Origin of the sequence: Aquimarina sp. EL_43, from assembly GCF_943422735.1 — a bacterium.
In the GTDB taxonomy this organism is placed as follows: Bacteria; Bacteroidota; Bacteroidia; order Flavobacteriales; family Flavobacteriaceae; genus Aquimarina; species Aquimarina megaterium.
On the sequence record NZ_CALSBR010000001.1, the window covers coordinates 2,128,730 to 2,141,495 of the forward strand.

11 protein-coding genes are annotated in these 12,766 nt (G+C 32.8%); 5 read left to right on the forward strand and 6 right to left on the reverse strand.

Annotated elements, in window-relative coordinates; genetic code table 11:
- Positions 1 to 45: 45 nt before the first annotated feature.
- Both NNL09_RS09525 and NNL09_RS09530 read right to left on the reverse strand, forming a co-directional pair.
- Complete coding sequence (locus tag NNL09_RS09525; RefSeq protein ID WP_196911566.1) at positions 46 to 552, reverse strand: YciI family protein; 507 nt, start codon at positions 550 to 552, stop codon at positions 46 to 48.
- Between the two features lie 88 nt (positions 553 to 640).
- The gene (locus NNL09_RS09530) at positions 641 to 2,362 is read right to left on the reverse strand and encodes a CHASE domain-containing protein (protein ID WP_196911567.1); all 1,722 of its coding nucleotides are present in this window, start codon (positions 2,360 to 2,362) and stop codon (positions 641 to 643) included.
- 405 nt (positions 2,363 to 2,767) lie between these two features.
- Here NNL09_RS09530 and NNL09_RS09535 point away from each other — a divergent pair, with 405 nt between their 5' ends.
- On the forward strand, positions 2,768 to 4,213 hold the full coding sequence (locus NNL09_RS09535) for a PAS domain S-box protein (protein ID WP_025665814.1): 1,446 nt from the start codon (positions 2,768 to 2,770) through the stop codon (positions 4,211 to 4,213).
- Positions 4,210 to 4,611, forward strand: coding sequence for a response regulator (locus NNL09_RS09540; RefSeq protein ID WP_025665813.1), 402 nt, complete (start codon positions 4,210 to 4,212; stop codon positions 4,609 to 4,611). The genes NNL09_RS09535 and NNL09_RS09540 overlap by 4 nt, the downstream gene beginning before the upstream one ends.
- 106 nt (positions 4,612 to 4,717) lie before the next feature.
- On the opposite strand, the gene NNL09_RS09545 is transcribed toward NNL09_RS09540, so the two are convergent.
- From NNL09_RS09545 to NNL09_RS09555, 3 genes are all read right to left on the reverse strand, one after another.
- Positions 4,718 to 5,623, reverse strand: a complete 906-nt coding sequence (locus NNL09_RS09545; protein WP_196911568.1) for a hypothetical protein — start codon at positions 5,621 to 5,623, stop codon at positions 4,718 to 4,720.
- A gap of 216 nt (positions 5,624 to 5,839) precedes the next feature.
- Complete coding sequence (locus tag NNL09_RS09550; RefSeq protein WP_196911569.1) at positions 5,840 to 6,892, reverse strand: SH3 domain-containing protein; 1,053 nt, start codon at positions 6,890 to 6,892, stop codon at positions 5,840 to 5,842.
- A 38-nt stretch (positions 6,893 to 6,930) separates the two neighbouring features.
- Entirely contained in the window at positions 6,931 to 7,398 is a 468-nt protein-coding gene (locus NNL09_RS09555; protein WP_196911570.1) for a CYTH domain-containing protein, read from the reverse strand.
- Between the two features lie 72 nt (positions 7,399 to 7,470).
- On the opposite strand from NNL09_RS09555, the gene dinB reads away from it, so the two are divergent.
- A complete protein-coding gene (dinB, locus tag NNL09_RS09560; protein WP_196911571.1) occupies positions 7,471 to 8,604 on the forward strand; it encodes a DNA polymerase IV in 1,134 nt (377 codons plus the stop codon).
- 117 nt (positions 8,605 to 8,721) lie between these two features.
- Here dinB and NNL09_RS09565 read toward each other — a convergent pair whose 3' ends face one another.
- Positions 8,722 to 9,867: a methionine aminotransferase gene (locus NNL09_RS09565; protein WP_196911572.1), complete on the reverse strand. Its 1,146-nt coding sequence runs from the start codon at positions 9,865 to 9,867 to the stop codon at positions 8,722 to 8,724.
- Between the two features lie 207 nt (positions 9,868 to 10,074).
- On the opposite strand from NNL09_RS09565, the gene NNL09_RS09570 reads away from it, so the two are divergent.
- Positions 10,075 to 10,734: a succinate dehydrogenase cytochrome b subunit gene (locus NNL09_RS09570; protein WP_025665807.1), complete on the forward strand. Its 660-nt coding sequence runs from the start codon at positions 10,075 to 10,077 to the stop codon at positions 10,732 to 10,734.
- 13 nt (positions 10,735 to 10,747) lie between these two features.
- On the forward strand, positions 10,748 to 12,763 hold the full coding sequence (locus NNL09_RS09575) for a fumarate reductase/succinate dehydrogenase flavoprotein subunit (protein ID WP_025665806.1): 2,016 nt from the start codon (positions 10,748 to 10,750) through the stop codon (positions 12,761 to 12,763).
- Positions 12,764 to 12,766: the final 3 nt, after the last annotated feature.

Here is a 12,766-nt window from a genome sequence, read left to right on the forward strand (position 1 = left end):
GTGAGATTCCTTAGTTTTATCAGGAACTCACTCTTTTTAATTTACTTATCTCAAAGGAAATCCTTTTGCTGCCCACCACGGATGTATTTCGATAATTAGACGGCCAGATTTTACCATAGGATCCATGTTAGCCAAGCTATCTGCCATTTTTTGTGTTGGTGTATTATAAATTGTGATCCCGCGAATATCACCATCATCCCCAAAAGGCCCCGAAATATCAGCGTATCCTTCTTTATACATTCTACCAAGATGTCCAAGGTGTAATTTTTGCAAACTATCTGCTTCTTCCTTATTTTGAGAACGATTAGGTCCTTTTTTTAAGAAAGCAATAAAATATTGTTGCATAATCACAGTATCTCCAGTTTCTTCATCTATATAATCAAAGATCTTAAACCCGTCTTTTTTCAACTTTTCCTTGATTGATTTTGCTGAAGGTTTTATTTCTTCAGTAACCTCTTTTGTACTCTCTGATTGTGGGATGCTTTCTTCTTTAGACTGCTGTTTACAAGAGAAAAGGAATAGTAAAGCGAAAAATATGAGTAGTTTTTTCATTTTAATGAAGCTTTTAGTCATTTCTGGTGTTAAAATAATGAATTTTACTCGAATTGGATAGTATCTCAATTTTGTAACCAAAATATAATTAGATAGTGATTTTAAATGTAGTCCCCTTACCAAGAGTACTTTCTACATGAACCTTAGCATCGTTCATATCTAAAAAATCTTTGGTGATCAATAAACCTATACCTGTACTACTTTCTCCTCCTGTACCTTCTTTTTTATGAGTCTTATTGTATTCAAAAAGCCTATTTAATTCATCAGGGTTCATACCGATTCCTGTATCTTCGATTTCAATGAGATGTTTGGTTTTGGATTGACGTAGTCGTACTTGAATTTCTCCTTCTTTTTGAGTGTATTTTATAGCATTAGAGATGATATTTCTTAAGCTGGCTAAAATCATATTCTTATCCGCATGAATATAGGTGTCATTGGTAAAATAATGTGTAGAAAACGTTAGGTTTTTTAGATTTATAATAGGCTGAAAATATTCAGTAATGTTTTCAAATAACTCGATAATACTGAATAGAGATTTTTCTGGTTTTAACGCTAATAAATCATTTTTAGACCAACTAATAAGGTTTTCTAAAGTAAAATGAATAGAAGTGGTATTTTGTTCAATAGATTTTATAATTTCTTTTAATTGAGTTTTGTCATAGCTTTCAAAATCTTCTAATACTAGTTTCAGAAGTACATCCATAGTTCCTATTCCTCCTCTTACATCATGTGATATTAGAGACAGGAATTTTGATTTCATGATATTAAGTTGTGTTAGTTGAGTGTTTCTTTTAGAGAAAGAATAAAAAAGTAATACAAGTAAAGAGGTGAATACTACTCCAGCTATTAGAATGATTAAAGGGTAAGATGTTCTTTCGTTTTTTATATATGTAATTGTAGGATTGGCGACTAACACCCATTTTTTTCCCCATAAAATTGGTAAATCAAATTGATGTGTGAAATTTATCTGGGTATCGACTTGTTTAGATTGATAGGTAAATAAGGTATCTTTAGAAATCTCGTTTTTTTGATTTAGTAACGACATCTGAATTTCTTTAGATATATTGGTGTTATTAGCAGCTTCAAAGATTTTCGAAAATTTGAAAACCCCAAGTACAAATCCTTTAAGGTTTTTTGGGTCGTAGTTTTTTTGGGATTCATTTTCAATAAAAATAGGTAGAAAAGCTAAGCATCCTTCTGGATTTGTTTTTTCTTGCACTAATTTCACATTTCCGCTAATAAGGGGCTTACCCAGTAATTGTGAGGATTTAAGAGTGTTATACCGCTCTTTTTCTGAAGCTAAGTCATATCCAAAAGCATTTTTATTTTTTGTGAAAGGATCAACATAATAGACAGGAAAATATTCTTTTCTGATTTTTGCATTTACCAATTGATTAAAGGTGTCTTTTTCTGAAAAGCTAAAATCAGAGAATTCTTGTTGATGCTTTTTCTCATAGAATGATCTCATTTCATGTTTTACCCAAGGAACCCATTCTAAAGCCAAAAAACTACTATTTCTTTTACGTATAGATTGAGATTCTGTAATAAACATATGATAACTAGGAATCTCGTTTGATTTGAATAATATGGCTAGTGTGTGTAAGGACTCTAGGTTTAACTCGAATTCTCTGTGCAGAGATGCTGCAAATTGATCAACTTCATTCTTGAATTTGATTTCAATTTTTTTTTGCTCTAGGATATAATAAGATCTTGCCAAAAGTATTGAGAGTGATAACCCTATAGCCCAAATAACAGGAATACAATATTTAGAATCAATAAGGGATTTTAAATAATACCGTTTTCTTTTCATAATTTTTAGAAGCTCAATAGGTCTTTTATATTAATGGGGTTGTAGTAATAAAAAGAAGAACTCTTCAGATGTTTTGAAAAGGAATATAAGCTTCAGAATTCTCAATAGGGGTAACTTTCTTAATAGGGATAATTTAAAGATAGTAATTATTAAGTTGATTATGATGAATAGAAGATGTAAATTTTATTTTTTTTATTATTGATTTACAGTTGTTTATGTTGTGTTATTGTAGTAACTTTAATACAAACATTATATCCCTATTATTCTAATGTTTTACCTTACCCTGAGACCGGTTTTTTAATATCAAAATATTAAAAACAAATAACTACAATGATAGTTGTTTTAGGCTACCTCATTAATAAATTTCAATGTCAAAATTTCATATAATGCTGTAATGACAATACGATGAAAACAAGTTCTGTATATATAAAAAAAAATGTACTTAATAATGATCTTATTACAATAGTAAATGATAATGGATATTTTGTTGAGTCAAACCCTCAGTGGTCTGTTTTATTGGGATATAGTAAAAAGGAATTGTTAAGTATTCCTTATTTAACTTTGGTGCACTATGAAGATAGGAGTAAGGCCAAACAAGCAATCAAGAACCAACTACAAACCCCTAATTCTAAACCATTCATAGTTAGACTTATCAGTAAAATGGGAGATATAATATGGTTAGAATCTATTATAACCAAGATAGGATATGAAGAAGGCTTTTTACTTATCGCAAAAGATATAACTCAAAAAAAGACAGAAAAATCTTCAATAGAAGCAGATTTAATTGCTCTTAAACTTAAAAATAGACAATTAGAAGATTTATTTAATTTAAGTCAGGATTTAATAACCATTTCAAACCCAGAAGGGTATTTTACCAAATTAAACCCGCAATGGAGTAAAATTATGGGATATACCGAAACAGAATTAATGGATAAGCCTTACTTAGCATTTGTACATCCAGATGATCAACAAAATACTGTTGCAGAAGCAGCAAAACAATTTGATGGGACTACCATATTTAACTTTAGGAATAGATACCTTACTAAAGCAGGAGAAATTGTTTGGTTAGATTGGAACGCCACTGCATTAGATCATACCGGAGAAGTATTTGGAATTGCCAGAAATATTACAAAAGCCATTAGACAAGAACAAAAAATAGAAGCGACATTACAGGAATTGATAGCAAAAAATAAGCAATTAGAGGACTATGCCTATATTACCTCTCATAACTTAAGATCACCAGTGGCTAATATTTTTATGCTTACCAAATTTTTGGAAGAAAGTACGCTTACCGAAGAGCAAATGAATTATACAGATATGATCAAAAACTCTGCAGAGGTACTTAATAAAACAATGAAGGATTTGATAAACGTTGTGCAGATTAACGAATCTACAGATATGACTATTCAAAATATTTCTCTTCAAGAAACATGTATAGAAGTAAAAAGGCAATTAAGTGCAAAAATCATGGAGACTCAGGCAAAAATCATTACTGATTTTAAAGTTGAAGAAATTTCCTATTCGATTGCTTATTTAAGAAGTATATTTCTTAATCTTATTTCAAACTCACTAAAATACTGCTCTTCCAAAAGAAAGCCTGTCATTCATATTTCTTCTGAAAAAGTAAATAATAGAATTCAACTAATATTTAAAGATAATGGATTGGGAATTGACTTAGATAAATATGGAGATAAAGTATTCGGGTTTAGAAAAACGTTTCATAAAAATGCTAGTGCTAAAGGACTAGGGCTTTTCATAATTAAATCTCAAATTGAAGCCTTAAAAGGGACAATAGCTATTGATAGCGAACTTGATAAAGGAACTAAATTTACTATAAATATTGTATTATGAGTAAGGAGAACCATATTTTATGTCTTATAGATGATGATAATATTCACCAGTTTATCATAAAAAAAATCGTACATAAGCTTAGCCCTAATCAAAAACTACTTGTATTCTCTAACGGAGAAGAGGGTATTAATTTCATAAGATCAACAATTGGGAAAATAGAGAAGTTACCAGATTTAATTTTACTAGACATAAATATGCCTGTTATGGATGGCTGGGGATTTCTGGAAGAATTTGTTACAATCACTCCAGAAATTAAAAAAGATATTATTATTTACATCTTATCATCGTCTGACAATCCAACAGATACAGAAAAAGCTAAAGAATTTGAATTGGTTTCTGGATATCTTATTAAACCTATTAATGAAGATCAATTAGAGTCACTATTAGAAAGTGTCTGACTTATACATTAAGTTTCTAGTGTCATCAAACTCATATCTATGTTAGATAACCATAACCCCACCAAGTATATTTGTATTTGATGGGAGTTATTCTTTATCATGTATACTATCTAGAGGTGTATACCAATCCAAATGAAAAAACAGATTCTTTATTATAATTTCTACCATCTAGAGTAGTGCCGTAACCAGCAGAAACACCTAAAGCGTTTTTGTAAATGGGAACATAAAAATCGAAAGAAAGATTAGTGAAATCTACTTCGGTTTCGGGTAAGATAGCGGGCCCTCCTGCATTGCCAAATTCTGGGGTGCCAATATCATATCCCGACATAGAGTTTTGTATGTCAAGTTTAGCATGTACATAAAGAAATTTATTATAGTACCCTATTTTGGCACTGTACAACATAGCATTAGGAATATCAAAATTATTACTGTTACGTATACTATATCCTAATTGTAGTTCACTAAATATTTTAAACGGAGTGGTATATTGAAATATAGCAGAGCCATTAACAGTGGTAGCTTCATTACCTAGAGAAAGTACGCCTCCTCCTTTATAATTCCCTACAGGAAATGTTACTCCAGAAGCACCTCCTAGAGTTATTAGGGAAGAGTTGTCAAATTTTTTCTCCAGAATTTTGGCTTTTAGAAAAATCCCTAAATCCTGAATACCATCTATCTGTGCTACATTTTGAACGGGATCAAGTGCTCCATCTTCACTTTCGACACTAATATATGGTAAGGTAACGGTTGTAGATAACCAGTTTGTGATGGCATATTGGCTATAAAAAGAGATGATAGATGAAGAAATTTCTCCTAAACCAGCAGGGTTTCCTTCAGATAATGTAGACCCTCGATAGAACTGATCATAACTTTTGTATCCATAACTCGGCGCTAACGTAAAAGAATTCTTTTTAGGATAAAATCCATTTACAGGAACTTGTCCTATCGCATTTAAAAATGGAAAAATACATAATGTGATCCCTATTAGGGATCTTTTAGATTTGTGCAACATAACTGTAATTTTGGTTAATAAATTAGTAGGCTTAGCCGTGCTTATTCAGTTCACCTTACCAATATTACATGTTACTCTTTTGTTAAGATTTACTAAGACAATGTTAATAGAAGTCAAAAACCTATTGACCTTACTTTTTTACCATAAAAAGTGTGGTTTTTACTTGATTGAGAAAGAATATCGAGACGTATACTTGTTTAACAAAATGATAATTAATTATAATACTTTTATTTTTATATATTGATAACAATGTTCTTTGAATCCTTCATTTTCGGCATATTGTAATGACATTATCTTCATGCAAAACTCGTCTTTGTTTATCCAAAAAACGCTATCTTCTTCTTGTGAATGGAACCATCCTTGAAAATTAATCATCAACCTTAATACATACTTGTTTTTTTCTATATCAAATAACTGTAGATCTGTTGGTGCCAAAGTTTGCCCATCTATAGAAGCTGTGATCATTTTTTTCCAATTTGGCGAAATAATTGGTTTTTCTGCAAGAGTATCTTTTCTGGCCGTAGCCTTATTAATTAATAAATGTTCACTATATCCTATATAATCTCCTCGAATCACATAGACGTTTAAACTATCTATAGCTCCTAAATAATGATAAGACGCATCACCCATATCTTTTTCTCGTATATCTAGCAATGTAATAACGCCCTGATCAGTAGGCAAATCTATTTTTCCATTGTTTTTTTTAATCTCTAACGTATCTTCTCTAATAACTATGAAGTTGTTTTGTCTTTGTTTTAACTCTTCATAAGTTTTTTTTGAGATTAACTCTAAAATAAGATATTTATCTATATCACTATCCTTATTATAGGAACGAGTAGAGTTTAAATCAGTATTAGATAATCGATATGGCATTGGGTTTTCTCTGGTTAAGAATCCATCAAAAACATAGCCTTTTATACTGGTGGTTTCTTTTGAATCTATTAATACCCATTTACCATCAATTGTTTTTGTGCCTTCTTTAACCTGAAAAGTTTGATGAGTCTCTTCAATAATTTCAACAGGAGTCCCGTAATCCAAAGTGCTTATCTTTTCGGCATTAATATCAGGCTGTTTTCGTACACTAAGCCCGTTAATAGCTGTTACATAATGAAATATAGTATTGTCAATTTTTTCTGAAGATGCTTCTATGTTGTTTTGACGATCATTTTTATGCTCATCCCGTTTATCTTTTGTACTACTACTATCTTTACAGTTCAAGAAAGACATAACAATAAGTAGTAACATGATCAGATTTAAAAGCTTCCTCATTCTATTAGTTTTTAAAATATTTTAAAGTAAAAAATGATTTACCAGGTTTTGTACGGCTTTTTACTTAATTGAGAATTATAATATCTTCTATCACCTGTAACTTCTTTTCCTAACCAATCTGGTTTTAGGAATGTTTCATTTTCATTGTCTAATTCAATTTCGGCAATGATGAGATCTTTGTTTTCTCCAAAGAATTCATCGACTTCATAAATGTGATTTCCCAGAGGGATTTCATATCGTATTTTTTCTATAATTCCTTTTTCACATAAAAGCATTAATTGCTCTGCTTCTGATACATCGATTTCTTTTTCCCATTCAAATCGTGAAGTCCCCGAAGTATTACCAATTCCTTTTACGGTGATAAAGGCATATTCTCCTCTGATTCGTATACGAACTGTTCGTACTGGATCGGTATTTAGAAATCCCTGTATGATGCGAGTACTTTTTTGTACTTCATTTTTAAATGTTTGAGAGGTAACCAGGAATTTACGTTCGATTTCAATCATGATTAATTATTCGATTATTTCAGAGGATGTGGAAATGTTTTTATAATCAGAGATAAAGATATTATAATTTGAATGATCAATATCTATTATTTTTGTAAAGTGGAAGAGTTGGGTACATATAGAAAAATCATACATGTTGATATGGATGCATTCTATGCTTCGGTAGAGCAGTTAGATAATTCCGAACTTAGAGGAAAGCCGTTAGCCGTTGGCGGAGGAGGAAAACGAGGCGTGGTTAGTGCGGCCAGTTATGAAGCTCGTGTATTTGGCGTACGATCTGCTATGCCTGGTTTTAAAGCGAGGAAACTTTGCCCAGACCTGATTTTTGTTCGACCTCGATTCGATCGGTATCAAGAAATTTCTTCTCGAATCAGGAAAATATTTTTTGAGTATACAGATATGGTAGAGCCTTTATCACTAGATGAGGCCTATCTGGATGTTACCGAAAATAAAAAAGGCAATCCCAGTGCAACGCTTATTGCTAAGGAAATTAGAAAACAGATTTTTGATGAGATAGGATTAACTGCTTCTGCAGGAATATCGATCAATAAGTTTATTGCCAAAGTAGCAAGTGACTATAATAAACCTAACGGACAAAAAACCGTAAACCCTGAAGAAGTAATCGAATTTCTGGAAAGTCTGGATGTTAAAAAATTCTATGGAGTTGGTAAAGTCACCCAGGCTAAAATGTATCAAATGGGGATTTATACAGGAAAAGATTTAAAATTAAAATCAGAAGAATTTCTTACTCAGCATTTTGGTAAATCAGGAGGGCACTACTACCGTATTGTAAGAGGAATTCATTTAAGCGAGGTAAAACCAAATCGCGAGCGCAAATCCCTGGCAGCAGAACGTACTTTTAGCGAAAATATAGCTTCAGAAATTTATATGCTCGAGCGGTTAGAAAGTATTGCAGAAGAACTTCAAAAACGTCTTAAACGAAGCAAAGTTGCAGGTAGAACAGTGACTCTAAAGATCAGATATAGCGATTTTACATTACAGACCCGCAGTAAAACATTACCCTATTTTGTAAGTGATACCGATATTTTATTAGAAACTGCAAAAGAGTTATTGTACCAAGACAAAATGAAAAATTCTGTGAGGTTATTAGGGATTTCGCTCTCTAATCTCAATACTGGTAAGGAGAAAAAAAAGGAAAAAGAAAAAGAAGAGGTAGAGATTATTCAGTTACGGTTTGATTTTTAAAACTATATTAAAATAACTTTATTTAGTATAAAAACCACTATTCTCCATAGTCCTACTGAGCTTACCGAAGTACAATTCTTCTTTCGGTCGAATTACTCTAATGGATATGATTTTAGATCAAATTTTACACAAAATCTCTGCTGCTCGTTTTAACGTTTCTTCAGTTTTAGCAAAGCAAAAACGTAGTACGTTATCATCTTTCTGATTTAAGTTAAAAACAGATACCGGGATAGATGCAATTTTATATTCTTTGGTTAACCTTTCAGCGAAAGCGATATCACTTTCATCAGTAATAGCAGAATAATCTAATACCTGAAAATATGTCCCGGATGCAGGAATAAACTTAAAACGAGAATCGGTAATCATAGATAGGAAAAAATCTCGTTTTTGCTGATAAAAGTCCGGAAGGGAAAGATAATGCTCTGGAACTTTTAAATATTTGGCCAAGGCATATTGCATAGGATGACTACTAGAAAAGACATTAAATTGATGTACTTTTCTAAATTCTGTCATTAATTCTTTTGGAGCCAGGCAATACCCCATTTTCCAACCGGTAGTATGAAATGTCTTTCCGAAAGAAGCAGTAATAAAAGCACGTTCGGCTAGTCCAGGAAATAATGCAGCGCTTTGATGTGTCTGGTCATCAAAAATGATGTGTTCATATACTTCATCACTTAATAAAATAATATCTGTGTTCCTTATTAGTTTTTCTAACTGAAGCATATCTTCTTTAGATAAAACACTACCACTGGGATTATGAGGTGTGTTTATAATAACCATTTTGGTTTTAGAAGTGGTTTTAGATGCCACTTCTTGCCAATCAACGCTAAAATTAGGAGCAGTTAATTGAATCGGAACGATCGTTCCGCCAAATAATTTGATTGATGGCTCATATGAATCATAGGCAGGTTTAAATATAATCACTTCATCTCCAGGATGTATAAAAGCCGAAATAATAGTAAAAATAGCCTGTGTAGCACCAGAAGTTATAGTAATCTCGGTTTCGGGATGGTAATTACTGCCATATAGCGAGTTAGTTTTTTCAGTAATAACTTCTCTTAAAGAGAGCAATCCAGGCATTGGTGCATATTGGTTATATCCATTTTGCATGGCTTGAGTTACCAAATCAATTAGTTTTGGACTTGCTTCAAAATTGGGGAAGCCCTGAGACAGATTTAATGCTTCATGTTTATGAGCTAATTGACTCATCACCGTGAATATAGTAGTGGAAACCTCTGGAAGTTTGGAATTGATATTTTGCATAAGGTAAAATTAGCATAATTGTAAAAAAAAGTATTGTTTTTTGTTTAAAGTTAATTCTATATTTCAAACGTTTTAGTGCTTAGCTATAAACAAAGCCTCTTTCTTTTTTATATTCATTATAAATAGCGAAATAAACCCAAGGTAAAGCTTGGCTAAAAAAGCATTGAACCCTATTTTTGCTTCACAACTAATTAAACATTTTAAATAATGGGTGGATTGATAAAATCTTCAATAGCTAGAAAAGTTGCGATGGCGCTTTCAGGACTTTTCTTAGTTTTTTTCTTATTACAACACTTTACTATCAATTTTACTTCAATTTTCAGTGCAGATACGTTTAATGAGCTATCTCATTTTATGGGTACAAATCCGTTAGTTCAATTTGTATTGCAACCTGTTTTAATTTTTGGAGTAGTGTTTCATTTTGTGATGGGGTTTGTATTAGAAATCAAAAACAAAAATGCCAGAGCGATTAAGTATGCAAAATATAATGGAGGAGCTAACGCTTCTTGGATGTCTAGAAATATGATTTATTCTGGATTAGTGATTCTTGCATTTTTAGGATTACATTTCTATGATTTTTGGGTACCAGAAATAGTACATAAATATGTAGAGTTTGCTCCAGAGGATCCTACACGATATTATTCAGAATTGCTACATAAATTTGAAAGTCCGATTCGTACTGGGTTATATGCGCTTTCATTTGTGTTTTTAGCATTGCACTTATGGCATGGATTTGCATCTTCGTTTCAATCTGTTGGGTTTAATAATAAATACTCGATAGCGGCAACCAAGTTTGCAAAGGCTTTTGCAATAGTAATTCCTGTAGGATTTATTATTATTGCTATAGTGCTTCATTTTACTCATTAAAAACACCACTAGTATGTCAATTTTAGATTCTAAAATACCTGAAGGTCCACTGGCAGATAAGTGGACAAATTATAAAAATAAAATTAACCTGGTTAACCCTGCGAATAAACGAAATATAGATGTTATCGTTGTTGGTACAGGATTAGCAGGAGGAAGTGCGGCTGCTACATTGGCCGAGCTCGGATATAATGTAAAAACATTCTGTTATCAGGATTCTCCTCGTCGTGCACATTCGATTGCAGCACAAGGAGGAATTAATGCAGCAAAAAACTATCAGGGTGACGGTGATTCTGATTACCGATTGTTTTATGATACTGTAAAAGGAGGAGATTATCGTTCTAGAGAGGCTAATGTATATCGATTGGCCGAAGTTTCAGGAAATATTATCGATCAGTGTGTGGCACAGGGAGTTCCTTTTGCACGTGAGTATGGTGGATTGCTAGATAATCGTTCTTTTGGAGGAGTATTAGTATCCAGAACATTTTATGCCAAGGGACAAACAGGGCAGCAATTACTTCTTGGTGCATATTCTGCAATGAATCGTCAAATCAATAGAGGAAAAATACAAGCTTTTAACCGTCACGAAATGTTAGATTTAGTGAAGATTGATGGAAAAGCTCGTGGAATTATAGCTCGTAATCTGGTTACCGGAGAAATAGAACGTCATTCGGCTCATGCTGTAGTATTGGCTAGTGGAGGATACGGAAATGTATTCTTCTTAAGTACCAATGCAATGGGAAGTAATGTTATGGCAGCATGGAGAGCACATCGTAGAGGAGCTTTCTTTGCAAACCCTTGTTATACCCAGATTCATCCAACTTGTATACCTGTATCAGGAGACCATCAGTCTAAATTAACGTTGATGTCTGAGTCACTACGTAACGACGGACGTATATGGGTGCCAAAAAGAAAGGAAGATGTAGAAGCAATACGTGAAGGTAAATTAAAACCAACACAGTTGTCAGAAGAAGAAAGAGATTACTATCTAGAACGTCGTTATCCAGCTTTTGGTAACCTGGTGCCACGTGATGTAGCTTCGAGAGCAGCAAAAGAACGTTGTGATGCCGGTTTTGGAGTGAATAAAACAGGAGAAGCTGTATATCTTGATTTCGCATCAGCAATCCAACGATACGGAAAAGAAAAAGCATTGACCTCGGGTATACATAACCCTTCTAAGGAAGAAATTACGAAGATGGGAGAGGAAGTTATCGAAAGTAAATATGGAAATCTATTTCAGATGTATGAAAAGATTGTAGATGAAAATCCATATAAATCTCCGATGATGATCTACCCTGCAGTACATTATACGATGGGAGGTCTTTGGGTTGATTATAACTTACAAACCACCATACCAGGATGCTATGCTGCAGGAGAAGCCAATTTCTCTGATCACGGTGCAAACCGCCTTGGTGCATCAGCATTGATGCAAGGACTAGCAGACGGATATTTTGTATTACCATATACGATAGGAGATTATTTATCTCAGGATATTCGAACAGGAAAAATCCCAACAGATACGCCAGAGTTTGATCAAGCCGAAAAAGAAGTGAAAGATCGTATTGAGAAGTTAATGGCTGGATCAGGAGAGCATTCTGTAGATTATTACCATAAGAAATTAGGTAAAATCATGTGGAACAAATGTGGAATGTCTCGTAATGAGAAAGAACTGAAAGAAGCTATCGAAGAAATCGCAGTATTACGTGAGGACTTTTGGAAAAATGTAAAAGTTCCTGGAACAATCAATAGTATGAATCCAGAACTGGAAAAAGCAGGAAGAGTAGCTGATTTCTTAGAATTAGGAGAATTATTTGCCAAAGATGCATTAAATCGAAATGAATCTTGTGGAGGACATTTTAGAGAAGAATCTGTAGAGCAATCTGGAGAACAAAAAGGAGAAGCTCTTAGAGATGATAAAAACTTTAAGTATGTAGCAGCGTGGGAGTACAAAGGAGAACCTAAAGATGCACAACTCCATAAAGAAGACTTGGTCTTCGAAAATATTGAATTAAAAACACGTTCTTATAAATAAAAA

What these genes read in the sequence shown, in the direction of transcription:
- NNL09_RS09535 (WP_025665814.1), top strand. Translation starts at nt 2,768, where the DNA reads ATGAAAACAAGTTCTGTATATATAAAAAAAAATGTACTTAATAATGAT.
- NNL09_RS09545 (WP_196911568.1), bottom strand. Translation starts at nt 5,623, where the DNA reads ATGTTGCACAAATCTAAAAGATCCCTAATAGGGATCACATTATGTATT.
- NNL09_RS09575 (WP_025665806.1), top strand. Translation starts at nt 10,748, where the DNA reads ATGTCAATTTTAGATTCTAAAATACCTGAAGGTCCACTGGCAGATAAG.
- NNL09_RS09525 (WP_196911566.1), bottom strand. Translation starts at nt 552, where the DNA reads ATGAAAAAACTACTCATATTTTTCGCTTTACTATTCCTTTTCTCTTGT.
- NNL09_RS09570 (WP_025665807.1), top strand. Translation starts at nt 10,075, where the DNA reads ATGGGTGGATTGATAAAATCTTCAATAGCTAGAAAAGTTGCGATGGCG.
- NNL09_RS09555 (WP_196911570.1), bottom strand. Translation starts at nt 7,398, where the DNA reads ATGATTGAAATCGAACGTAAATTCCTGGTTACCTCTCAAACATTTAAA.
- NNL09_RS09530 (WP_196911567.1), bottom strand. Translation starts at nt 2,362, where the DNA reads ATGAAAAGAAAACGGTATTATTTAAAATCCCTTATTGATTCTAAATAT.
- NNL09_RS09540 (WP_025665813.1), top strand. Translation starts at nt 4,210, where the DNA reads ATGAGTAAGGAGAACCATATTTTATGTCTTATAGATGATGATAATATT.
- NNL09_RS09550 (WP_196911569.1), bottom strand. Translation starts at nt 6,892, where the DNA reads ATGAGGAAGCTTTTAAATCTGATCATGTTACTACTTATTGTTATGTCT.
- NNL09_RS09565 (WP_196911572.1), bottom strand. Translation starts at nt 9,867, where the DNA reads ATGCAAAATATCAATTCCAAACTTCCAGAGGTTTCCACTACTATATTC.
- dinB (WP_196911571.1), top strand. Translation starts at nt 7,471, where the DNA reads ATGATCAATATCTATTATTTTTGTAAAGTGGAAGAGTTGGGTACATAT.